The sequence below is a fragment of the Pseudomonas sp. SA233 genome (assembly GCF_054792385.1).
The window spans coordinates 88482-110321 of the sequence record NZ_CP096450.1 but is presented as its reverse complement, the minus strand read 5'-3'; the positions used below and the strand labels follow the sequence as shown (position 1 = coordinate 110321).

The 21840-nt window shown below is 58.8% G+C and carries 22 protein-coding genes and 1 pseudogene; 13 read left to right on the top strand and 10 right to left on the bottom strand.

Features of this window, described 5'->3' with window-relative positions; translation table 11 throughout:
• The first annotated feature begins 85 nt into the window (after positions 1-85).
• Complete coding sequence (locus M1D87_RS27045) at positions 86-871, top strand: inositol monophosphatase family protein (protein WP_144000625.1); 786 nt, start codon at positions 86-88, stop codon at positions 869-871.
• Between the two features lie 379 nt (positions 872-1250).
• Complete coding sequence (locus tag M1D87_RS27040; protein ID WP_190295240.1) at positions 1251-1421, top strand: hypothetical protein; 171 nt, start codon at positions 1251-1253, stop codon at positions 1419-1421.
• Between the two features lie 285 nt (positions 1422-1706).
• On the opposite strand, the pseudogene umuC reads toward M1D87_RS27040, so the two are convergent.
• Positions 1707-2888: pseudogene (umuC, locus tag M1D87_RS27035) on the bottom strand (translesion error-prone DNA polymerase V subunit UmuC); the annotation flags it as partial.
• A gap of 448 nt (positions 2889-3336) precedes the next feature.
• Here umuC and M1D87_RS27030 point away from each other — a divergent pair.
• Genes M1D87_RS27030 through M1D87_RS27015 form a run of 4 tightly spaced genes read left to right on the top strand, consistent with a single transcriptional unit; the run spans position 3337 to position 7057 of the window.
• Complete coding sequence (locus M1D87_RS27030) at positions 3337-4824, top strand: SulP family inorganic anion transporter (protein ID WP_028692951.1); 1488 nt, start codon at positions 3337-3339, stop codon at positions 4822-4824.
• 14 nt (positions 4825-4838) lie between these two features.
• Positions 4839-5690 (top strand): universal stress protein, encoded by an 852-nt coding sequence (locus M1D87_RS27025; RefSeq protein ID WP_028692952.1) that lies wholly within the window; start codon positions 4839-4841, stop codon positions 5688-5690.
• A gap of 5 nt (positions 5691-5695) precedes the next feature.
• Positions 5696-6049, top strand: a complete 354-nt coding sequence (locus tag M1D87_RS27020) for a TraR/DksA family transcriptional regulator (protein ID WP_028692953.1) — start codon at positions 5696-5698, stop codon at positions 6047-6049.
• 45 nt (positions 6050-6094) lie between these two features.
• Positions 6095-7057 (top strand): SdiA-regulated domain-containing protein, encoded by a 963-nt coding sequence (locus M1D87_RS27015; protein WP_028692954.1) that lies wholly within the window; start codon positions 6095-6097, stop codon positions 7055-7057.
• An 89-nt stretch (positions 7058-7146) separates the two neighbouring features.
• On the opposite strand, the gene M1D87_RS27010 is transcribed toward M1D87_RS27015, so the two are convergent.
• Positions 7147-7563, bottom strand: a complete 417-nt coding sequence (locus M1D87_RS27010; RefSeq protein WP_079384160.1) for a TetR family transcriptional regulator — start codon at positions 7561-7563, stop codon at positions 7147-7149.
• Positions 7556-8056, bottom strand: coding sequence for an integrase (locus tag M1D87_RS27005; RefSeq protein ID WP_223817443.1), 501 nt, complete (start codon positions 8054-8056; stop codon positions 7556-7558). Before M1D87_RS27005 ends, M1D87_RS27010 begins: the two co-directional genes overlap by 8 nt.
• 331 nt (positions 8057-8387) lie before the next feature.
• On the opposite strand from M1D87_RS27005, the gene M1D87_RS27000 reads away from it, so the two are divergent.
• From M1D87_RS27000 to M1D87_RS26990, 3 genes are all read left to right on the top strand, one after another.
• Positions 8388-8948: a recombinase family protein gene (locus M1D87_RS27000; RefSeq protein ID WP_003090771.1), complete on the top strand. Its 561-nt coding sequence runs from the start codon at positions 8388-8390 to the stop codon at positions 8946-8948.
• A 3-nt stretch (positions 8949-8951) separates the two neighbouring features.
• Entirely contained in the window at positions 8952-11918 is a 2967-nt protein-coding gene (locus M1D87_RS26995) for a Tn3 family transposase (protein WP_003090772.1), read from the top strand.
• A gap of 63 nt (positions 11919-11981) precedes the next feature.
• Positions 11982-13661: an autotransporter domain-containing protein gene (locus tag M1D87_RS26990; RefSeq protein ID WP_421091836.1), complete on the top strand. Its 1680-nt coding sequence runs from the start codon at positions 11982-11984 to the stop codon at positions 13659-13661.
• A gap of 115 nt (positions 13662-13776) precedes the next feature.
• Here M1D87_RS26990 and M1D87_RS26985 read toward each other — a convergent pair whose 3' ends face one another.
• Complete coding sequence (locus M1D87_RS26985) at positions 13777-14433, bottom strand: hypothetical protein (RefSeq protein ID WP_039614970.1); 657 nt, start codon at positions 14431-14433, stop codon at positions 13777-13779.
• 27 nt (positions 14434-14460) lie between these two features.
• A complete protein-coding gene (locus M1D87_RS26980; protein ID WP_128637225.1) occupies positions 14461-14709 on the bottom strand; it encodes a hypothetical protein in 249 nt (82 codons plus the stop codon).
• A 175-nt stretch (positions 14710-14884) separates the two neighbouring features.
• On the opposite strand from M1D87_RS26980, the gene M1D87_RS26975 reads away from it, so the two are divergent.
• The 4 genes from M1D87_RS26975 (at position 14885) to M1D87_RS26960 (ending at position 17984) form a co-directional block, all read left to right on the top strand.
• Positions 14885-15427, top strand: a complete 543-nt coding sequence (locus tag M1D87_RS26975) for a M50 family metallopeptidase (RefSeq protein ID WP_054903276.1) — start codon at positions 14885-14887, stop codon at positions 15425-15427.
• Positions 15428-15486: 59 nt separating this feature from the next.
• Positions 15487-15897 carry a hypothetical protein gene (locus M1D87_RS26970; RefSeq protein WP_023662085.1) on the top strand — a complete coding sequence of 137 codons (411 nt, stop codon included), beginning with the start codon at positions 15487-15489 and terminating at the stop codon, positions 15895-15897.
• A gap of 128 nt (positions 15898-16025) precedes the next feature.
• Positions 16026-16823, top strand: coding sequence for a hypothetical protein (locus M1D87_RS26965; RefSeq protein ID WP_023662084.1), 798 nt, complete (start codon positions 16026-16028; stop codon positions 16821-16823).
• A gap of 174 nt (positions 16824-16997) precedes the next feature.
• Positions 16998-17984: a ParB/RepB/Spo0J family partition protein gene (locus tag M1D87_RS26960; RefSeq protein ID WP_023662083.1), complete on the top strand. Its 987-nt coding sequence runs from the start codon at positions 16998-17000 to the stop codon at positions 17982-17984.
• Positions 17985-18403: 419 nt separating this feature from the next.
• On the opposite strand, the gene M1D87_RS26955 is transcribed toward M1D87_RS26960, so the two are convergent.
• The 5 genes from M1D87_RS26955 to M1D87_RS26935 all read right to left on the bottom strand — a co-directional run bounded on the left by M1D87_RS26955 (position 18404) and on the right by M1D87_RS26935 (position 21779).
• Positions 18404-18811 carry a helix-turn-helix domain-containing protein gene (locus tag M1D87_RS26955; RefSeq protein WP_368045025.1) on the bottom strand — a complete coding sequence of 136 codons (408 nt, stop codon included), beginning with the start codon at positions 18809-18811 and terminating at the stop codon, positions 18404-18406.
• A 237-nt stretch (positions 18812-19048) separates the two neighbouring features.
• A complete protein-coding gene (locus tag M1D87_RS26950) occupies positions 19049-19843 on the bottom strand; it encodes a hypothetical protein (RefSeq protein ID WP_144000628.1) in 795 nt (264 codons plus the stop codon).
• A 129-nt stretch (positions 19844-19972) separates the two neighbouring features.
• A complete protein-coding gene (locus tag M1D87_RS26945; protein WP_023662078.1) occupies positions 19973-20377 on the bottom strand; it encodes a hypothetical protein in 405 nt (134 codons plus the stop codon).
• Between the two features lie 11 nt (positions 20378-20388).
• Positions 20389-20988: a hypothetical protein gene (locus tag M1D87_RS26940; RefSeq protein WP_023662077.1), complete on the bottom strand. Its 600-nt coding sequence runs from the start codon at positions 20986-20988 to the stop codon at positions 20389-20391.
• Positions 20989-21113: 125 nt separating this feature from the next.
• Positions 21114-21779, bottom strand: a complete 666-nt coding sequence (locus tag M1D87_RS26935) for a hypothetical protein (RefSeq protein ID WP_144000629.1) — start codon at positions 21777-21779, stop codon at positions 21114-21116.
• Positions 21780-21840: the final 61 nt, after the last annotated feature.

Sequence of the window (21840 nt, the reverse complement as noted above, 5' to 3'; positions counted from 1 at the left end):
CCGAGGATTCCTCGGTCGTTACCTCGACGAGCCACCACGGGAGCGCCGCTGAGCCAGCTGGAAGACGTAGGCTCAAGGCCAGCCCATGCTGAACGAAGTGATTCCACTGATTCTGCGCGCCGGAAAGCTCATCGCTGCCGAGGCCGCTCGCCCGGGAGGCCCGCGTGGGGAAGAGGACAAGGCCGATATTGACCTCGAAGTCGAGATCCTGCTGCGCGAGGGGCTGCTACGACTGCAGGCGGGTGACTTCTGGGGAGAGGAGACCGGGAGCGCACTGACGGGGGCACGCTATTGCTGGGTGGTGGATCCCAACGATGGCACTTCCGATTTTTTGGCAGGCCGGACGGGCTCTGCCGTTTCCGTGGGATTGCTAAGGGACTCCGAGCCAGTACTGGGCGTCGTCTATGCGTCGACTTCTCCGCGCGGGCCAGACTGCATCAGCTGGGAGTCTGGCATGACCGGTCTTTTGCGTAACGGCATTCTAATTTCTCCCGACTTGGCCGCACGGCAGCTCGACGCCGGTACGGTGGTCTTCGTAAGCACCGCCGCCAACCAGAAACCGGAGCTGAATGCCGAACTCTGTTCACCGGCGGGCTTCAGCGCAATGCCCAGCATCGCCTACCGCCTCGCCCGAGTGGCCGCCGGCGACGGCATCGCGGGGGTTTCGCTCTACCCCGTATCACCACACGACGTGGTCGCCGGCCATGCCCTACTCAAGGCTGCTGGCGGCGACTTGCTTGACCAAGACGGCCATCCGATTCGTTACGACGACCTGAACAAACCTCTGTGTCGCAGCTGTTTCGGTGGCAATCTGGCTGCCAGTCAACGCTTGGCTGCACGCCCTTGGCGGCAGCGGCTTTCGATCCCCTGACGCCCTGAGCGCCCCACAATGGGAAAGTAGTCGTGCGTGTACTTCAGCCGGCATCCGCCCGAAGCGGAGGACGGCCTGGCCACCAAGGTTCAGCCGCCGGCTTCAGGAAATGGGCAGGCAGCGCAGCTACATTCAGCTTGAGGGGTTGTAATCACTCAGTGACACTTAACCTCTCGGGACACAACCCCGGATGAGGCAGGCATGAAGCACATGAAAGTCTCTGACAAACACGTTAGGATCGCGAAACTCACGAAAGAGGCCCTACGGTCGGACGGCAGTGTTTCAGCCAACCAACGCTACTTCATAAAGGCAGCTCTTGCCCATGGCAAAACGATGGAGCCTGCAGGTCGCCTCGCGGAAGCCAACAGGGAGTGCTGCCATGTCTGACCAGTCCAAGCAGGAAGCCGTCACCCTTAGCGCCGTGGCCTACCAGGCGCTCCTCGACGAGCTGGAGGATCTGCGTATCGAGCGTGTTGCGTGTGATCGTATAGTCACCGTCCATGCTTCCGAGCTGCTATCCCTAGAAACCATGCGGGCCCGCTTTCGTTGATGCTTCAGGCGATCCAAGCTGGCCCCCATTTTGGCGAGCGGGCATACACGGACGCCATCGCCGATATGGCCAGTACGACCAGATCGATGCTGAGACAGGGCAATGAACATCAAGCCGATTCGTTCCGAGGAAGACCTAGCAACGGCTGAAACTAGCGCCGCAGCGGCTCAGGTCGACCTCGCCGACAAAGGAGAGCTCCACGTCCGGTCTCTGAATCGTGATCAGATGACCTCTTTCGGCCCGTCACACACGCATCCCCGTCAGGCAACCATTCAAACTGTGGGATTAGCAGTTAGCCAAGGGCGTCGCTCCCACCCTCCACAACTGATCCACCCGCGTGGTGTACCTCTGACTCATCAGCTCCCGCCGCATACCCCAGTCGGGCGCGGTCGGGACGCTGGCGAGCCTCATCGTGCCTCTGCCCCACCTGGCGTTGATCCTGTCCATCACCCCCATGACCCGCTCGGCCGCGACGGACTGCTCGGAGGCGAACAGGTCGGGCGTGTACTCGCCGCGTCGGCGCAGGTCGAGCAGCAGCACCTCGGCCTTGCTGAAGGCGAAGCCTTCCCGGTAGACATGCGCCAGGCCCTCGGTCGCGGCGCGGATGATCAGCCGGGTGTCGTCGGTCGGGTACGGCAGTTCGCAGATCACGCCCTTGGCGAACTTGGGCTCGGCCGGGTTGAACATGCCGGTGCGGATGCTGATCCGCACCTTCTTGCACAGCGAGCCTTGGCCGCGCAGCTTCTCGCAGGCGCGGGCGGCGTAGGTGGCCACCGCTTCGCGGATCGGCGCGAGCTCGTGCAGGCGCTTGCCGAACATGCGGCTGCAGCAGATTTCCTGTTTCGGCGGCGGCTCGTCGTCCAGGCTCAGGCAGGCGGTGCCGCGCAGCTCGCGGGCGGTCTTCTCGACCACCACGGAGAAGCGCTTGCGGATGGTCCAGGGGTCGGCCTGGGCCAGATCCCAGGCGGTACGGATGCCCATCTCGGCCAGGTGCTCGGTGAGCTTGCGGCCGATGCCCCATACCTCGCCCACCTCGACCGCGCGCAGCAGCTTGTCGCGGCGCTCCGGGTCGCGCAGGTCCACTACCCCACCGGTCTGCCGCTGCCAGCGTTTGGCGGCGTGGTTGGCCAGCTTGGCAAGCGTCTTGGTGCTGGCGATGCCCACACCCACCGGGATGCCGGTGCAGCGCAGCACGGTGGCGCGCATCTGCCTGCCCAGGGCTTCCAGGTTGCCGGGCATGCCCGACAGGTCCGCGAACGCTTCGTCGATGCTGTAGACCTCCAGCGCCGGGACCATGCCCTCGAGGAGGGTCATCACCCGCTGGCTCATGTCGCCATACAGGGCGTAGTTGGAGGAGAACGCCACGATGCCGTGGCGGCGCAGGGTGTTGCGGATCTGGAAGTAGGGCTCGCCCATCTTCACGAAGGGCTTGGCATCGTAGCTGCGCGCGATCACGCAGCCGTCGTTGTATCTGAATGACCCTAACAGTTAGTTGAGTGTAAGATATTGATTTATAAGCAAATTAACTCCCTAACATTTTTTTGATTATTTTCCTTCGTTCCTGATGGCGATACTCCTCGACTAAGCCTATTTCAGACGTGGCTTCGCAAAGCAGGGCGGCGGATCGCAATCGACGATAGCTTCACTGTATACTTTTGGCTCCGCATACCCCTTGAGCTACAGGAACACCAGCATGACTGTACTCCAAACGCTCTACTGGCAGCCTACGCCGCCTTAGCGCTACGCCCCCTCGCAACAACCTCGCCTCCGCCAGTTTCGCTGGCGGCTGCGTACTGCTGTATGCCCGGTTCTTACACCCAAAGCGCACAGCAAAATAATCCTCACAATTTGAATTCGTATCGACGCGCTCGCCATTTTCCTGGCATGCGTGCGGTGCATTGCTTTGGATATTCTGATGCTACAAACACTCAAACAAACGTGGTTTTCCAACGTCCGTGGCGACGTGCTCGCGGGGATCGTCGTCGCACTTGCGCTGATCCCTGAAGCCATCGCTTTCTCTATCATTGCGGGCGTCGACCCCAAAGTTGGTCTCTACGCCTCATTCTGTATCGCCGTGGTGATCGCCTTTGTCGGTGGCCGCCCAGGCATGATTTCAGCCGCGACAGGGGCCATGGCACTGCTGATGGTGACCCTGGTCAAGAACCATGGTCTTGAATATCTGCTGGCCGCCACGCTGCTGTGTGGCGTGTTGCAAATTGGTGCTGGCTACCTGAAGCTCGGCTCGCTGATGCGCTTCGTTTCGCGCTCGGTGGTGACCGGCTTCGTCAATGCACTGGCGATCCTGATTTTCATGGCTCAGCTGCCCGAGCTGACCAATGTCACCTGGCACGTCTACGCCATGACAGCCGCAGGCCTCGGCATCATCTACCTATTTCCCTATATCCCCAGGATCGGCAAGCTCATCCCATCGCCACTGGTGTGCATCATCGTGCTGACCGCAGTCGCCATGTCGGTTGGGCTGGATATCCGCACGGTCGGTGATATGGGGGAACTGCCGGATACGCTGCCAATCTTTCTCTGGCCTGACGTGCCGCTGACGTTCGAGACGTTGGCCATCATCTTCCCTTACTCGGCAGCGCTGGCCGTGGTCGGTCTGCTGGAGTCGATGATGACCGCGACTATTGTCGACGACCTGACCGACACCCCCAGCGACAAGAACCGCGAGTGCAAGGGCCAGGGCGTGGCCAACATTGCTTCGGGTCTGATCGGCGGTATGGCCGGCTGCGCGATGATTGGTCAGTCGATCATCAACGTGAAATCCGGCGGTCGTTCTCGTCTGTCCTCCCTGGCCGCAGGTGTATTCCTGCTGCTGATGGTGGTGTTCCTCGGCGACTGGCTGAAGCAGATCCCGATGGCTGCGCTGGTGGCAGTGATGATCATGGTGTCCATCGGCACCTTCAGTTGGGATTCGCTGCGCAACCTGAAGAAGCACCCGTTGTCGACCAACATTGTCATGGTCGTCACCGTTGTGGTCGTGGTGGCCACCCACAACCTTGCCTTCGGCGTGTTGGCCGGCGTGCTGCTGGCCGCGATGTTCTTCGCCAACAAGGTTGGCCATTACATGGCGATCAGTTCTTCGCTGGACGAATCCGGCGAGCATCGTAGCTATAACGTCACTGGCCAGGTGTTCTTCAGCTCGGCAGACAAGTTCGTCGCGGCCTTCGACTTCAAAGAAGCCCTGAACAAGGTAACCATCGACCTGAATCGCGCCCACTTCTGGGATATCACCGCAGTTGCTGCCCTGGACAAGGTGGTTATCAAGTTCCGCCGCGAAGGCACCGAAGTTGAAGTGTTAGGTCTCAACGAAGCGAGCGCCACTATCGTGGATCGATTCGGAGTTCACGATAAACCCGACGCCATTGATCAACTCATGGGCCACTGAGAAGGAGAACAACGATGACCCAAGTAATTGCCTGTATCGACGGTTCCACCTCGGCTCCAGCTGTGTGCGACTACGCAGCCTGGGCCAGTCTGAGCCTGGAAGCCCCGCTGACCTTCTTGCATGTGCTGGATCAGCGCCAGTACCCAGTTGCGGCCGACTTGAGTGGCAATATCGGCCTTGGCAGCCGCGAGCATCTGCTCGATGAGCTTGCTTCCCTGGATGAACAGCGCGGTAAGTTGGCCCTGGAGCAGGGGCGGATCATGTTAACGGCCGCGAAAGAGCGGGCCATGACGGATGGTGTGACCGCGCCGGAGTCCAAGCAACGTCATGGCGATCTGCTGGAAAACCTGCAAGAGCTGGAAAGCGAAACGCGCCTATTGGTCATCGGTCGCCAAGGCGAGTCTAGCGGCGGTCTGAGTCAGCATGTCGGAAGCCAGCTGGAGAGCGTGATTCGTATCATGCACCGGCCAATCCTGGTCACCCCGGCCAACTTCCAAAAGCCCGAGAGCGCGATGCTGGCCTTCGATGGCAGCGCTACTACCCGCAAGGGTGTGGAGATGCTGGCGGCCAGCCCCCTGCTGAAGGGGCTGCCGATCCACCTGGTGATGGTTGGGCCAGTGAACGACGAATCGTCCGCGCAGCTGGACTGGGCGCAGAAAGTGCTGCTCAACGTCGGATTCACTGTTCGCGCCGAGACCCTGAACGGCGAGATAGAGCCTACCTTGCACGCCTATCAGAAAGAGCACGGCATCGACCTGCTGGTGATGGGGGCCTACGGTCATTCGCGCATCCGTCAGTTTCTGGTCGGCAGCACCACGACCAGCATGCTGCGCACCACCACTGGCCCACTGTTGCTGCTGCGCTAACGGCCATGGACGACGCCCTCGATCTTGCCCATTTCAAGACCCTACTGGAACAGCGGGCTGCCGAGCTGGATCGGTTGCTGGAAGACGCTGAGTCTCGCTCGCAATCGGTGGAGTTGGATCAAAGCAAGGTAGGGCGTCTGTCGAGGATGGACGCACTCCAGCAGCAAGCGATGAACGATGCCATCCGCAGTCGGGCGCAGCATGAACGCGTCCGCCTCCAGCTGGCCCTCAAGCGTTGGCACGAGGGCGAGTATGGCTGGTGTAACCAATGCGGCGAGTTGATCGCCTCGGGCCGCCTGGAATTCGATCCGGCCACGCCGTTGTGCATCACCTGTGCGAGCCGCGCCGAGTCGGATTGAAACCATGACAGCTCGTGACGTCAGTCCCAATTAACGAGGCTTCTAATGTATTTGATGGCTAAAAACTGGTTGGGCCGAACACAGAAAACAAGTGCCTGGATGTGGGCACTGCTGTGCTTTGTATTGCTTACCGTATTCCAAGTCCGCACCCATCACCTTGATGATCGGTTGTACTTCTGGATCAAGACCCACTGGCACACCGACGATTGGCAGGAGCGCTCTGTGTGGCTGCCTGACTATCGGGTTGAGCTCGATGCTAAGCCGGTTCCCGGTGTGGACAACAACCTTTCGGGCCTGACCTTCGACCCTGACCTGAACCTGCTATGGGCGGTTACCAACGGCCCAAACGAACTATTGGCCCTCAGTCGTGACGGTGACGTGGAAAGGCGCTATAGCCTGGACGGTTTCCACGATGTGGAGGCGGTGTCCTATGCCGGCAACGGCCAACTGGTAATCGCCGAGGAGCGCCGGCAGAGCCTTGTTATCGTGGATGTCCCCCTCGCCGAAGGCAGTAAGCTTTCTCCCGGTCGCTCATTGAGCCGAGACCAGTATCCAGCTCTGACCTTGGCACTTGGCAAGGCGGACAACAAAGGCCTTGAAGGGCTCGCCTACGACCTGAAAGGTGATCGCTTGTTTGTGACCAAGGAGCGTGACCCTCGCCAATTGCTGGAAGTGGGCGGCCTTCGTGCCAGCCTGGCAGGAGGTTTTTCCCTGCACGTGCGCGACCTGTCCAACTTGGTAAAGGACAAGGTATTTGCCACTGACTTGTCTTCGGTCGTCTTCGATCAACAGAGTGGCCACCTGATATTGCTCAGCGACGAGTCGAAACTGCTGATTGAAATCACCGATGAGGGCAAGGTGGTGAGTTTCCGCTCCTTGGCGAGGGGGTTTGCTGGTTTGCTGAAAGGCATACCCCAAGCCGAAGGCGTAACCATCGACGATGAAGGGTATTTGTACGTGGTCAGCGAGCCGAACTTGTTCTATCGCTTTACCCGCGAGACAGACTGACCAGTCAACAAGCTACAGTCAGGCGTGGCCGGGACGCTTGAACTGTTAGCGTGCGATTTTTACGAATTCTGCGGGTTCCCCATCAGGGCCTAGTTGGGCCCTGGTTTCAGAGGGAGTGCGGTGACCTTACCGTTGGCAACCGCCTTCAGCTGAATCATCTCGAATATTAGTCGCTGGTTAACCGAAGCCAGCCGAGCTACCTCCGCTAAAAGCTGATCATTCTCTGCACGGAGCACCCTGTTCTTTTCTTTCTCGCTCATCAACGCTTGATGCTTAGAGTCTCGCTGGGCTCGCACCGACTTGCCAACGATGTTGCGAATCCTTTCCGCTATGCTTGGGTAAGTGTTATGGATGAGTCCCGGAGTCACACCTGCGGCACGGGCAACGGATGTGATGGAAAGCTTTCCGTCACCAGCAATGAGATCGTCGACGACCTTGTTGAGCGCGGCGAGTGTCTTCGACCTGGAGCGAATAGGAGAGTCAGGGCCCACCGCCTGTCTAGTCATTTGCCGCCTCCTCCATTTCCTCAACTGGAGAAAGGCCAAGGCTGGTAATTACATCTAGTGCAACCTGCAAGTCGCGTTCTGCGCGCTGCCTAACAGCCGGGCCTGCATCCTCAATTTTTATCAGCTCTCGCTGTTGAATGTAGATGTCCTGCCAAGTGCTGGCGAAGACTTCATCGATCACCGAATTTTTGCACCCTGGACACCGTGTGGCTTCGTATAGACCAGCACCTCCGCAGCCCCGCTCTGTGGCGATGCACCAGCCGTGTCCAGTCGCACGAATGTTGGCATGTGGGGCGGTCTGGGCAAGCAAAGCAGCTCTATCCTTGATTGGAATTGCCCGCAATTCCACAATCTTTTCGCCAGCGCCCCCTGCCAGTGGCTGATCATCGAGCCATGATTCGATCAGGTCAATTTTAAACTCTGTCATCTGCTGGAAGATCTCATCAAAGAGAGTCAGGTCTTGCTGCGGATTGGATGCATAGAGTTGGGTCATACTCATGCTGCTGTGTTTGAACTGCCATTTGAGGTAGATGGGGAGCCCGCAGAATTCGGAAAATAACGTACGCTAAGGATGGCCTGAGAAAGTCCTTTCTCGGGAAAAAGAGCCCAGCAGCCGAGCGGGTTACAGCGCATCAATTCCGCGAAGCTGGGGCTTTTCAGAGTTTCCCTAAAGACGGAACATGTGCATCAGACGCTGAAGTTGGCTTGCCAGAGAAGCCAATTGCGTACTGGTGGCAACATTCTGACGTGAGGCTAAGGCTTCGGGCGCAATGGAACCAAAAACCAACGCAAGCCCTGCCGCCCATCCAGCCCATGGAGGCATCTTGCAGGGACAACGCATCGGTTACGTCCGGGTCAGCAGCTTCGACCAGAACCCGGAACGCCAACTTGAACAGGTCGAGGTCGGCAAGCTGTTCACCGACAAAGCCTCGGGCAAGGACACCCAGCGTCCCCAGCTGGAGGCCATGCTCGGTTTCGTTCGCGAAGGCGACACCGTGGTGGTGCACAGCATGGATCGCCTGGCACGAAACCTCGATGATTTGCGCCGCCTGGTGCAGAAGCTGACCCAGCGCGGTGTGCGCATCGAGTTCTTGAAGGAAGGCCTGGTGTTCACCGGCGAGGACTCGCCGATGGCCAACCTGATGCTGTCGGTCATGGGGGCCTTTGCCGAGTTTGAGCGCGCCCTGATTCGCGAGCGGCAGCGCGAGGGCATCGCCCTGGCCAAGCAGCGCGGTGCCTACCGGGGCCGCAAGAAAGCCCTCTCCGACGAGCAAGCCATCACGCTGCGGCAGCGGGCCGCTGCGGGCGAGCCGAAGGCGCAGCTCGCCCGCGAGTTCGGCATCAGCCGAGAAACCCTCTATCAGTACCTTCGCAAGGACGACTGAACCATGCCGCGTCGCTCGATTCTCTCGGCTACGGAGCGCGACACCTTGCTTGCGTTGCCGGAAAGCCAGGATGACCTGATCCGCTACTACACCTTCAACGACTCCGACCTGTCGCTGATCCGCCAGCGGCGCGGCGACGCCAACCGCCTGGGCTTCGCGGTGCAGCTCAGCCTGCTGCGCTACCCCGGCTATGCGTTGGGCACCGACAGCGAGCCGCCCGAGCCGGTCATCCAGTGGGTGGCCAAGCAAGTTCAGGCCGACCCGGCGAGTTGGTTGAAGTACGGCGAACGCGACGTGACTCGCCGCGAGCACGCCCAGGAACTGCGCACCTACCTACAACTGGCCCCGTTCGGCCTGTCCGACTTCCGCGCCCTGGTGCGCGAGCTGACCGAGTTGGCCCAGCAGACCGACAAGGGCTTACTGCTGGCCGGTCAGGCCCTGGAGAGCCTGCGACAGAAGCGGCGCATTCTGCCGGCGTTGAGCGTAATTGATCGAGCTTGTTCGGAGGCCATTGCGCGGGCCAATCGCCGAGTCTACCGCGCCCTGGTCGAACCACTCACGGACTCGCATCGGGCCAAGCTGGACGAGCTGTTGAAGCTCAAGGCCGGCAGCAGCATCACCTGGTTGACCTGGCTGCGACAGGCACCGCTGAAACCGAACTCCCGCCACATGCTCGAACACATCGAGCGGCTGAAGACATTTCAGCTGGTGGACTTGCCCGAAGGCCTGGGCCGACACATCCACCAGAACCGCCTGCTCAAGCTGGCCCGCGAGGGTGGGCAGATGACGCCCAAAGACCTCGGCAAGTTCGAGCCGCAGCGACGCTACGCGACCCTGGCCGCCGTGGTGCTGGAGAGCACCGCGACGGTGATTGATGAGTTGGTCGATCTGCACGACCGTATCCTGGTCAAGCTGTTCAGCAGCGCGAAGCACAAGCATCAGCAGCAGTTCCAGAAGCAGGGCAAGGCGATCAACGACAAGGTGCGCCTGTACTCGAAGATCGGCCAGGCTCTGCTGGAAGCCAAGGAAAGCGGTAGCGATCCCTATGCCGCCATTGAGGCGGTGATTCCCTGGGACGAGTTCACCGAGAGCGTCAGCGAGGCCGAGCTGCTGGCCCGGCCGGAAGGCTTCGACCATCTGCACCTGGTCGGCGAGAACTTCGCCACTCTGCGCCGTTACACGCCGGCCTTGCTGGAGGTGCTGGAACTGCGCGCTGCCCCGGCTGCGCAAGGCGTGCTGGCAGCCGTGCAGACCCTGAGCGAGATGAACGCCTACAACCTGCGCAAGGTGCCGGCCGATGCGCCCACCGCCTTCATCAAGCCGCGCTGGAAGCCGCTAGTGATAACCCCGGAAGGCCTCGACCGGCGCTTCTACGAAATCTGCGCCCTGTCCGAGCTGAAGAACGCGCTGCGCTCCGGTGACATCTGGGTCAAGGGCTCGCGGCAGTTCCGCGACTTCGACGACTACCTGCTGCCGGCAGAGAGGTTCGCCGCGCTCAAGCATGCGCAGGCTCTGCCCCTGGCGATCAACCCGAACAGCAACCAGTACCTGGAAGAGCGCTTGCAGCTGCTGGACGAGCAGCTGGCCACCGTCACCCGCCTGGCCAAGGACAACGAGCTGCCCGATGCCATCCTCACCGAGTCCGGGCTGAAGATCACCCCGCTGGATTCCGCGGTGCCCAATACCGCGCAGGCGCTGATCGACCAGACCAGCCATTTGCTGCCGCGCATCAAGATCACCGAACTGCTGATGGACGTGGACGACTGGACGGGCTTCAGCCGCCACTTCACACACCTGAAGGACGGTGCCGAGGCCAAAGACCGGACATTGCTGCTGTCAGCGATCCTGGGCGATGCAATCAACCTCGGGCTGACCAAGATGGCCGAGTCGAGCCCCGGCCTGACCTACGCCAAGCTGTCCTGGCTGCAAGCCTGGCACATCCGAGACGAAACCTACTCGGCGGCCCTGGCCGAGCTGGTCAACCACCAGTACCGTCATACCTTCGCCGCTCACTGGGGCGACGGCACGACCTCTTCTTCCGATGGCCAGCGCTTCCGGGCGGGTGGTCGAGGCGAAAGCACCGGCCACGTCAACCCGAAGTACGGCAGCGAGCCGGGGCGGCTGTTCTACACCCACATCTCCGACCAGTACGCACCGTTCAGCACCCGCGTGGTGAATGTCGGCGTGCGCGACTCTACCTATGTGCTCGACGGTCTGCTGTACCACGAGTCCGACTTGCGGATCGAGGAGCACTACACTGACACGGCTGGCTTCACCGATCATGTCTTCGCCCTGATGCACCTGCTGGGCTTCCGCTTCGCACCGCGCATCCGCGACCTCGGAGAAACCAAGCTGTATGTTCCGAATAGCGTCCAGGACTACCCGACATTGCGCCCAATGGTTGGCGGCACCCTGAACATCAAGCACGTCCGCGCCCATTGGGACGACATCCTGCGCCTGGCCAGCTCGATCAAGCAGGGCACGGTCACCGCCTCGCTGATGCTGCGCAAGCTCGGCAGCTATCCGCGCCAGAACGGCCTGGCCGTGGCCCTGCGCGAGCTGGGCCGGATCGAGCGCACGCTTTTCATCCTCGATTGGTTGCAAAGCGTCGAGCTGCGCCGGCGCGTGCATGCTGGACTGAACAAGGGCGAAGCCCGCAACTCCCTGGCCAGGGCGGTGTTCTTCAACCGCCTCGGCGAGATCAGGGATCGGAGCTTCGAGCAGCAGCGCTACCGGGCCAGTGGCCTCAACCTGGTGACGGCCGCCATCGTGTTGTGGAACACGGTGTACTTGGAGCGCGCCACCCAGGCGATGGGCGATGCGGGGAAGTCGGTGGATGGTGAGCTGCTGCAATACCTGTCGCCGCTGGGGTGGGAGCACATCAATCTGACCGGCGATTATGTCTGGCGGCAGAGCCGCAGGCTGGAGGACGGGAAGTTTCGGCCGCTAAGGCTGCCCGGAAAACCTTAGCGTACGATTTTTTCCGTTTTCTCTATTCGCCCCTACCTGAACGACGGCACCTACAGTTATGCCATGGGCATCTCAGCTGACGGGAAGGTGGTGGTGGGCTACGCCCAAAACGGTGCCGGGAATGGTGATGTCGCCACTCGCTGGGTAGACGGCGGGAGCACTGAGAGTCTTGGCACCCTGGCTGGCGGCACTCAATCCATTGCCCTGGCGGCCAGTGCTGACGGCACCTATATCGTCGGCGCGAGTCAGTCATCGGTCGCATCTGTCGAAGCGATGATTTGGTCCGAATTGTCCGGTATGCAGGGCCTGGGCCTGCTGACCGACGGCACCATGTCGATCGCTGAGGGAGTATCTGCTAACGGCGCTGTAGTCGTCGGTATGGCTGATACCACTGGCAGTGTCTACTCGGGTTTCCGCTGGACCGCAGAGACAGGCATGCAGTCCCTTGTTGAGTGGCTGCAGGACAACGACCCGTCCTACACCCTGCTCGCAAACAATACCCTCAACTCCGCTACCGCTGTGTCCGCGGACGGCAACACCGTTTTCGGCCTGGGCTTCCTGAACGGCCGGTCGCAGCCGTTCGTAGCACGCTCTTACGGCCCGATCTCCGAGCCTGTCGTCACTACACCTCCGGTTACCGACACTTCGACCCCAAGCACCGGTGGTTCATCGAGTACTGGCAGCACTTCCACTGGAAGCTCTAATTCTGGCGCCAGCACTGGCAGTACCGGTACTGGTGCAAATGCCGGCAGCACTGGTGGAACCGATACCGGCGCCAGCGCTGGTGATGCTGGCGCTACCAATCTGCCGACTGGCGTGATTGGTTTGCTGGACCTCGGCGACTCTCTGCAGAACGCGACCCTGTACGCACAAGCCATGCAGAATCAGCTGCAAGGCTTCGTCCAGGACCAACTGACCTGTTCGACCTTCGATACCAATGGCGTCTGCGTCAGCGTCAGCAGCCAGATGACCCATCACTCGGGCACTGTCCAAGGTGACAACGTGTACGGCGGCGTTACCGCGGCATATCGACTGACCCCTGACCTGGTTGCCGGCATCGGCTATCAAGGACCAAGCACTTCGCTCAAGATCAACGACGACCGCGTAGAGGGCGATACCAACACGATTGGTGCTTTCGTCGAGTACGGCAATCGTCTGCGCAAGGGCGTGTTTGCCCGCGGCGCCGTGGCAGTTTCCGAAGGCGATGCCACCATCAAACGCTCCTACAAAACCGGTGCCGGCGACGACGAATCGAAAGGTAAGTCGGATGTCAGCCAGCGTGCGGTTTCGGGCCAGGTCGGCTACGTATTCATCCTGCAGGACAACATCGCTGTGATGCCGTTCCTGGGCGTGGACTACCTCAACACCAAACTGGACTCCTATACCGAGACCAGCGGCTCCTTCCCGGCGCGTTTCGACAAGCGTACTGAGGAGAACATCTACGGCACCGCCGGCCTCAACGCCAGCATGAACCTGGCAAACAAGGCCATTGTTTCGGCCAACATCAAGCACGTTAGCCGCCTGAACAACTCGCAAGACGATCTGACCGGTGATGTGATCGGCGTCTCTCGCTTCGACATGAAGCAGGACACCACCGAGCGCTGGAACGAAGTCGGCGTTGGCCTGCAGGTTGCCGGCCCGTTCAAAGCCTCCCGCGTGGGCGTCACCTACGGTCACCGCTTCGGCAGCGACAAAGCCGTAGCCTCGGACGTCGCAACGCTCTCCCTTTCGATCGGTTTCTGACCGGAATCTGATTCACCATGCGCCCCACTTTCCAGTGGGGCGTTTATATTTGGGCCGCGAGTTTTCGCCAGGCAATAAAAAAGCCACTCCGAAGAGTGGCCGGGTATCGTTAAAGCTAAGCAGTAGGCTGCAGGCTCTGTTGCTCCCACCATGCACGGAAGCTAGCTACGAAAGAACATCCACTGTCTTCAGGTAACGCAAAAACTGCCTTGTTCTGGTGACTGATCTCATGCTCCGGCTCACCATCACGCGAACAGTGATAGAGCTTGAAGGTGTTTCGTGTATCGAGCTGGAAGCAGCACAGTGCTCCGTTCTGCCGCTTGTAGTACACCCGGCAATAGCCAGAGTCCACAGTATGCAGGGCCAGCTGTTCAACGACTTTGACTTCAGCGGGCGGAACCAAACAGTGACGATGCTCAACGAGCAGCGCTCGCAATGCACCCAGATCAATCGAGCGCGTTACGCCATCCGGGAACAAAACGTCACCGTACAGTGCAGCAAGATCGGCAGCCAGGCTATCTTCGACAAAGTGACAATCCACTAGGTCGCAGGCTCGGCTAACTATCCACTCTTGCCTTTCTTTCGGGGTTTCCAGTTCGTCAACATACTCACGCTGATTTGCCATGTCCTCAGCGATTTTCAAGCAAGCCTCGTTTTGACTCGTCGCAAAGACGTTGTCGCTGTAAGTGCCTTCTTCTGCCATCCCCCAGTTCAGAGTCACTGCGTACAGATCAAGCGAGGACTGATTAGCTTTAACTTCATTATTGCTCATGATGCATGTTCCTTTTTCGAATTTAATTTAGCCCGCTAGCTTCATGTCTTGCTGAAGCGCGGATTTGCCTTCATAGAAAGCGTTTAATAGTTCCGGAATATCTTCGAGGAGTGCATGCGGCGTTTCAGAAGCCCCCCATCCGTATCCCCAGGCAGCGTTCTTTGCATCTTGAAATACGTTAGCTGCTAGTTGATTGCTCTCAGGCGATTTCATGAGGAGTACAGCTAATGCCCATTGAGATCGAGCGTAAGCCGCCAGCTGAAAACAGGTATTCATACGTTCACCAGAGTAGTTTCATAACCACCTGTAATGAATTACACGGGCCTGTATAGCCCTAGAGGCAAAATTTGCACTGCACAGTACACACATCAGGTAAATATGCGGCTATAGGCTTGAAGGTTTTGAAGCTTTGCTAAAGAATCACATGCATCATGTTCTAGGAAAGAAAACCATGCTGCCTGACGCACTGGTAACTATCGGGATGTTCGCCATCGCATTTTTCGTCATCTGGCTGATGTTGGTGTTCTTGCTCTTGATCCATGAAGCCGGCCATTTAATACCAATGCAACGCTACGGTATTAAGCCAGACAAACTCATTCTCGGTGGATACAAGCTATTCTCGTTCCGAAAATCAGGAATCATCCATGAAATCGGTTTGATCCCGCTTTGGGCGTATGTGGTCAGCTCCGATTATGAGAAGGCCCCGTCAGACCGCCGAGCGATCATCGCTGCGGGCGGCCCCCTGATCTCCCTGGCCACCGGCCTATTGTTCTTCGGCATTCACTACGTTACGCCAAACTGGCCGACACTCGTGGCGGCCCAAGGCTCGATCCTGCTAGCGGCAACCAACATCATCCCCCTGCCCCCCATGGATGGCTGGACGATCGTCGAGCATTTCTTGAACCGCCGCGGGATCTACTTTGATGACAGAAACAAGCGCCTATTGATGGGTGTTGGCCTGGCCACTATTGTGGCAATAACCCTAGCCCTTTAGAAATATAGATCCCTGCAGTGCATCTCCTGGTGCAAGTTCAACTGACCAGGAGATGTCTCATGACCACCACTACCCTCGACGCTAAACCGCAGCGCCCTGCTCTACGACCCGACTTTTTCGAAGAGGCCTTCAAAAACTACAACGTGCCGGCAAAGCTCCGCACCTTTGCAGAGGCATTCTGCATCCGGTTCAACGTTCGCGGCATCTGTGACCCCGCCTATTGTGCTAATTCGGCAGCCCTGAAACTGAAGATCGGTGATGGCTGCGGGAAATTCGACCACGAGAAAGACGCCGACGAAAACGGCATCCCACTGATTGGCGACCAACTGCTCTTCGCATACAGCAGCTGCATCCAGCAAACAGAGCCAGGCACCACCGCAGCTGTCATCAACAGCATGGTGAAAGCAGCCCTCGCCGGCGCAACCGTCGAGGAGCTCGTGTCACAGCATGCAGCCCCTGCTGCACATTAACCCCACCCAAACCGCCCTTCTCTGAGGGCGGTTTTTTTTTCGCTCGGCATTCATGATGGCGGCCTTGCGATACAGGCGGCGTATGTGTTCGTGTATGATCCCCGCGTCATAACCAAAAGGGTCTCAACATGCTCACGAGCCAGCGCCAGCAAGGCGCTTCTTCTTCCGCCCACCTGCCGGCCGTAAGCTCCTCAGCTGTTCGGTGGGTTTCCCAGGTTACTGTCGAGCTGTCGTATTGGCACGGGAACCAGAGGCTCAAGAATCTCGACCAATTCGAATGGCACGGTGACGCGGTGATGGCACCTGCTCTGGCGCACGCTCAAAGCAAATGCGATTTTTACCAGATCGATGCTTCATCGACCCTTGAACTATGGGCGTTTCGTTCCTTGTGGCGGGTTGCAAAAGTTCAAGACAGCACCGACCAGCACTGGTCGTTCGCAGACAGCCTTGACCATGGTGTGTCAAAGCTCCTGGTGAGTCATCACCCAGTCTGGTCATCAAAGCACGGTCGAATTTCAGCTCCCGACACTTGGCCAGGGTTCACCGCCATCTTCAGGAAACTCATTTCAGTCGACGCTAGCCGGTCGATCGACGGGGAAATGAAAAGCCATGTGGGTGCGTCTCTGCGCGTCATCGAGCAAAGCCACGAATCTTTGGCCGTGGCGATTACCGATGGTGGTATCCGTGGCCTGACAATCACTCGTGTTGGGGAGAACCCCCGCAGCCCTGGCTGCGATTTGTTCATGGTGACAGGCACGATCGGGGTGGCCGTGTCCCCCTATCAAGCTGAGTTGGGCCTTGGCCAGCTGGAGGCAGCCGTCCGCGGCTCAGTTGAGGTTGAGGTATCGCTCGTCGAAGGCATCACCGCAAAAGGGCTGCTGGATGCTGGTCAGCGTGCTACGAGCTGGGCGCTCAAAAGCCTGTGATATTTTTAATATTTCATAGTGCGTATGCGTACGCGTTTTGTATTATTGCCGCGCCGGATGGATGATAGATCCTGTCCGGATGGCTGGTGTCGGCAGTGTCCTGGGTTATGCGCAGGTGTCAGTCATCTCTGTTAGCAAGTTCAACGATCTCTGACCTTTCAGGAGTGCTACCTCATGACCGAAGCCATCGAAAACAGCAGCACCGAACACCAGCTTGACCTTGATTTCCGCATGATCATCTCCACGGGCAACATCAAGAAGGCAATGGAAAAAGGTGATGGAAAACAGAGGTTTACTGCGGGAGACCTGTGGAATGTGGCCCCTAGCACCATCAAGGTCATCCCGGGTTACAACGTCAGGGAGCGCAATGCTGCCTACCTGGCCAACGTTCAAAAGCTGAAGCAATCCATCAAAGACAATGGCTTCAAGAAAGACTCTGCTCTGTCGGTCATCATCAGGCGTGATGAAAATGGCGAGCAGTCGATCTGTTTGAAACGTGGTCATCAGCGCCTGGAGGCCACGATGGAGGCGATCGCTGAGGGCGAGAGCATTCCAACCGTTCCTTGCATCATCGCTGCAGATGATTGTTCTGAAGAGGACATGACCGCTGACCTGGTCATTAGTAACAACGGAACGCCGCTGAGCCCATATGCGACGGCTGTCGTTTGCAAGCGCATGACACGCTTTCATCCCGATGACCACGCCGCGATCGCCAGGAAGCTGAATCTTTGGCCGGCCCAAGTTTCGGACTACCTTCTGATGATCAACGGCCCCATCGAGATCAGGAACTATGTCCGCGATGAAGTTGTATCGTTCACACTGGCTGTTCAAATTCTTCAGGAGCACGGGCCGAAAGCTCTGCAAGTGATCGAGCAAGGCCTCGCCCGCTCCGCTGCTGCAGGCGGTAAAACTGAAAAGCTCATGCCACGCTTTGTTCCGGGCAAGGTCATCAAGAAGGCAGTCACAAACGCTGCTCCAACAATGAGAACGGCTATTCAAGACATTCGTCAGGACAGTGGTTTTCAGCACCTGACGCTGGAAAATCAGCAAAAGCTGGATGCGATTCTGGAGCAATTTCGACTGGCCGAAGAAGAAGAAGAGAAACTGAACGTGAACCCGTCCACCGAGCAACAGCTCAACCTCAATACAACTGAGGAATAACCATGCCTTCCGGGCAGCCCCTACACGCGAGGTAGGGGCTTTTTTTTGCCTACCGGAAAATAGCCACAAGCTTGGACCACCAGGGAGTGTGCACCTCGTACCTCTTCACTTCTCCCCCTGATGCCCACTCAAGCTGCACCGAGCCTGTCGAGCCTGTGCACATGAACGCGAACCTGGTGAACGACGCACAGGCCGCACAGGCAGCAAGACCAGTCAGCGCGAAGCGATCTCCCGGCTGAGGTTTGACCTCCCCCCGCACCAGATCCCCGGCCAAGCTACGCCGGCATTGGGCACAATCCACTGCGAAGCGGGCAAGCTCAGTGCCATCAGAAAATACAATCGGCAGGCTGTGATGCAGCGGCATGACTTGCCTCCACTGAGCAACTGCGTCCCCTACAGGGTCATTTCCATCTACACGCTCACTGCTCTCCACTGACCCACCCCTTGCTGACTGCGTTCACGTACACCTTGACCCACCCTGGTACAGGCCGCTGCCCTCTCTCCCAATAGCCCACAGCGGCATAGGCCCAGCCCAGGGAATTGGCTAGCTGTGCCTGAGACCAACCTAGAACCTCGACTCTGATGCGCCTGAGATCTGCGCCGGTGAGGGTCGGTTCACAAGCGGGCAATTGGCCCTCAACAGCAGCGCGATAGAGTGATCGCGCTGCAGCTGGCATTTCGGCCCCCTTCTCCCATTTCGATATCAGCCCGGGCGAGACGGATAGCATCATGGCTATAGCTTTCTGTGTCAGGCCCGCCGAATGGCGTTGGCTTGCAAGCTCACTCTGCACGGTCGGGGGGAGTTGAATATCGTGCTCCCTGGCCATGTCGTCGCGGTAGCATTGCGCTGCGTGTTTTGCCCGGGAACGACCGTGGTAGGCCAAGTCGCGAAAATGGCGATCGGCGACAAACTTTCCAGCCTTCATCAACCGCACACGCCAGCCGGCGTCCGAAGGTTTGGACGGTCGATTGTCACGAGTAATGCCCTGCATCTCTGTGTCCGAGATGCGCCTAGTTGTGGAGGTGGCGGCGCCAGGCTGCAGGCTTGGGGTATCCATAGGAATTCAGTCCGCCGCGAAATCGGACTGATCTGGCTCTGGACCATCATCTCGGTCGAGGAATAGTCCACTGCCGGAAAGCAAACCACCGCCCAGAACCAGAGCTGAGTTAAGCCCTAGCGCCGGAACCCCATCGGAATCTCCAGCATCAGCGTTGGCGCCCTTGGGCCTAGGCTTCTCCGGCATAGGGATACTCGCGGGAGACGAAGGTGCAGGGGCCTGGAGTATCATGGGCTCTGCAGGGCGCCGTTGAGGAACAGGCTTCGGAAGTGGGTTACCCCGCTCCGGCATAAGCAGCGGCACATCATCATCCAGGTTGAGTGTGACCTCGCTCGCCTGCGCTCTCTCCAGGCTGCTGAAGAACTCGTCAGACTTGGCCATTAATTTGCTGAACTGCTTGTCTGACATGGGCTCCTTGCGGCGTAACCCGCCCATGTTGCGGATGGTGTCAGTGGTGATGGCGTACAGGGCGTCTTTGAGTTCGGTCCGCACCTGGTGCGTCATGAACTCACACTTCAAGGAGAGTACTTGCTCCGCCCTTCCGACCTGGGTCGCCAGCTTCTCAAGAGCCTGCAGTTGGCGCTCGATCCGCAACTCCGCCGCTTGTGCCGTGGTTCGAGACCGATTGAACCAGTACCAGGCACCAAGGAGGGCAAGGCCAGCCGCCGATGCAACCAGGTACGTTGGCAGTTGGCTTGCGGGAGGGGCTGGCACGAGATTGAAACTGAACGAGTCAGCTGAGACCAGGGGCAGCGCTACTGCCCCTGACAGTGACAAAAGCAATTGACGTTTAGCAGTCATTTCAGGCTCCAGCGCTGACAGCTTCATTAGGCTAGTTTTGATACATAACGCGTACACGTACACGAATAGTATCGTCTAATGCTTTATTGTCACGCTGAAAAAATGAGCGCCAGGGTTTCCCCTAGTGAATCACATCTGATCGAGCTTGAATGACTCGGCGCCGGCAACCAGATCATTGCCTAGGTTGGCTAGAATCGTATCCCCAGAAACCGCTACCCCGTGCCCGCGGACGCCGCCTGTGCTGACCCAATACACCTTCCCCGTACCGGCTTCTACAACACGCTTGTGAAGCTGAACCGAGTAGCTGAAAAGACGCTCCCCCGGCTGATAGTCGGCCGTCTCCAGGTAAGCGTAGATCTTGTAGCCGCCATCCAGCTTCACAACCTGCTTTGGCAGGTGAGATGAAATCGTCTCCTTGATCAGATCCTGGGAGATCTCAGCGGCATGTGCAGAAAGCACGAGCTCGACAGCAGAGGCACTACTAGAGCCGAAGACCATAATTGCGAGGAGGGCCAGTTTTGTCAGTTTGATCATGGGAGGATTACTCAAGCGGGGTCATTTTCAGTTGGTAAGTGAGTGCTGCAGGCCGGTGCAGAAATGGTCTCCCCGCGTAGATGCAGCATCATTGCGTAGATAGCGACATCAAGGGGATCTCCTTTTGCGACGTGCTCGCGCAGCTCCGTTGAAAGGAAATCAGCAGTGCATGTGGTCTCGTCATTCCAGCCAGACCGCCCTTTTGCCCGGTTTCGGGCCATCTTCACTTTCATGTTGAGTGCGATAGCGTCGACGGCCGCATCATCAAGCACAGCCTCGCCGAACTGGCTCGGTGAGTTGTAGGTACGAACAACAAGCGCCGTTTGTTCTTGAGCCTGCACTCTGACCTGGACCTCACCGACCGCCTCCAAAGCAGCGTGCACGCCGCCGGGGTTCTCTCGGTGAGCGACCCGGAGTGCCTCCAACCAGATCTGTTCGGTTGGCATGTCGCTGCCGGCTCCCATGGGGGCAGAGGCCTGGTTCTTCGCGTTGGCCAGCCACAAGATCGTGTTACAAGCAGGACAAGGGATTGACTCGTTGTAGCTGGGAATGCTGCCTTGACTCGCCATGAAGCCGAATCCTTCACAATGAAGGGTCCCGCTGATCATCATGCAGCCCCCAGTCGCATCCTGTGGCGAGGCCCCTGCCAGCTGGGTAGCGCTGCCCGCTGGACGCGCACCTGAGTCGAGGTGCGCACTCGAATTCTCTACTTGCACAAATCCACCTGAATCACTGATCAAAGGAACACAGAAGTGCCAGCCTCAGAGGGCTTTGCCTGTGCTGGTTGCGGTGTCGTCGTTTTGCCTGGCGCCAAAGCAAATGAAGACAGCAGCACAGCCGCATCCTGCTTCGCTTGATCGATCACTGCGGGATTGACTCTCTTCCAGTAGCAGTAGGCCGATCGAGAGTTCTCGTGCATGGCCAGGTCACGCTTGCGCATCAGGTGCTCGATCTCCGAGACCACCCAGTGACCAGCGCCAAACGCGTGGTCTCTCCCCGCAATCCAGTACTGCGCATCAGTGATCTTGAAGAGCATCTCAAAGACGGCCAGCGCAGCGACGGCCACAGGATCTGTGCTGCACTTGAGATGAGCCATGATAGGGCCAAGGGTGCGTATGTGAGCTAGACGAAGAGATTGAGCCCAAGAAACAGAGCGAGGGTGCCCCGCCAACTGGGGCAAGCTCATCTGATAGAAGCCTTTGGCTTGCGGCGCAACGAGTTCGCGGATATGGGCGCTGCATTCCCCACAGATCGTGCTACTGGCGTAGAGGCGATCCTGCCTGCGCCCACCCATCCCTGGCGAGGTGAAGCTGAACAGATCAAGGTGCCCACAAAGGCACTTGGTTGGAGCGGTAATGTGAGCCCCCATGGACACCTCCAGAATACACACCAGTAAACGCATTCAGAATCTTAATGAAGCATAACACGTATGTATATTTTAAAGGCGCAATCGTCCTCACATT

Excerpts from the sequence above, each read along its gene's own strand:
- M1D87_RS27025 (WP_028692952.1), top strand. The coding sequence starts at position 4,839 with ATGACCCAAGTAATTGCCTGTATCGACGGTTCCACCTCGGCTCCAGCT.
- M1D87_RS26980 (WP_128637225.1), bottom strand. The coding sequence starts at position 14,709 with ATGAATACCTGTTTTCAGCTGGCGGCTTACGCTCGATCTCAATGGGCA.
- M1D87_RS27015 (WP_028692954.1), top strand. The coding sequence starts at position 6,095 with ATGTATTTGATGGCTAAAAACTGGTTGGGCCGAACACAGAAAACAAGT.
- M1D87_RS27020 (WP_028692953.1), top strand. The coding sequence starts at position 5,696 with ATGGACGACGCCCTCGATCTTGCCCATTTCAAGACCCTACTGGAACAG.
- M1D87_RS26950 (WP_144000628.1), bottom strand. The coding sequence starts at position 19,843 with ATGACTGCTAAACGTCAATTGCTTTTGTCACTGTCAGGGGCAGTAGCG.
- M1D87_RS26985 (WP_039614970.1), bottom strand. The coding sequence starts at position 14,433 with ATGAGCAATAATGAAGTTAAAGCTAATCAGTCCTCGCTTGATCTGTAC.
- M1D87_RS26975 (WP_054903276.1), top strand. The coding sequence starts at position 14,885 with ATGCTGCCTGACGCACTGGTAACTATCGGGATGTTCGCCATCGCATTT.
- M1D87_RS27040 (WP_190295240.1), top strand. The coding sequence starts at position 1,251 with ATGTCTGACCAGTCCAAGCAGGAAGCCGTCACCCTTAGCGCCGTGGCC.
- M1D87_RS27010 (WP_079384160.1), bottom strand. The coding sequence starts at position 7,563 with ATGACTAGACAGGCGGTGGGCCCTGACTCTCCTATTCGCTCCAGGTCG.
- M1D87_RS26965 (WP_023662084.1), top strand. The coding sequence starts at position 16,026 with ATGCTCACGAGCCAGCGCCAGCAAGGCGCTTCTTCTTCCGCCCACCTG.
- M1D87_RS27030 (WP_028692951.1), top strand. The coding sequence starts at position 3,337 with ATGCTACAAACACTCAAACAAACGTGGTTTTCCAACGTCCGTGGCGAC.
- M1D87_RS26960 (WP_023662083.1), top strand. The coding sequence starts at position 16,998 with ATGACCGAAGCCATCGAAAACAGCAGCACCGAACACCAGCTTGACCTT.
- M1D87_RS26970 (WP_023662085.1), top strand. The coding sequence starts at position 15,487 with ATGACCACCACTACCCTCGACGCTAAACCGCAGCGCCCTGCTCTACGA.
- M1D87_RS26940 (WP_023662077.1), bottom strand. The coding sequence starts at position 20,988 with ATGATGATCAGCGGGACCCTTCATTGTGAAGGATTCGGCTTCATGGCG.
- M1D87_RS27005 (WP_223817443.1), bottom strand. The coding sequence starts at position 8,056 with ATGACCCAACTCTATGCATCCAATCCGCAGCAAGACCTGACTCTCTTT.
- M1D87_RS26955 (WP_368045025.1), bottom strand. The coding sequence starts at position 18,811 with ATGGCCAGGGAGCACGATATTCAACTCCCCCCGACCGTGCAGAGTGAG.
- M1D87_RS26990 (WP_421091836.1), top strand. The coding sequence starts at position 11,982 with ATGGGCATCTCAGCTGACGGGAAGGTGGTGGTGGGCTACGCCCAAAAC.
- M1D87_RS26935 (WP_144000629.1), bottom strand. The coding sequence starts at position 21,779 with ATGCGTTTACTGGTGTGTATTCTGGAGGTGTCCATGGGGGCTCACATT.
- M1D87_RS26945 (WP_023662078.1), bottom strand. The coding sequence starts at position 20,377 with ATGATCAAACTGACAAAACTGGCCCTCCTCGCAATTATGGTCTTCGGC.
- M1D87_RS27045 (WP_144000625.1), top strand. The coding sequence starts at position 86 with ATGCTGAACGAAGTGATTCCACTGATTCTGCGCGCCGGAAAGCTCATC.
- M1D87_RS26995 (WP_003090772.1), top strand. The coding sequence starts at position 8,952 with ATGCCGCGTCGCTCGATTCTCTCGGCTACGGAGCGCGACACCTTGCTT.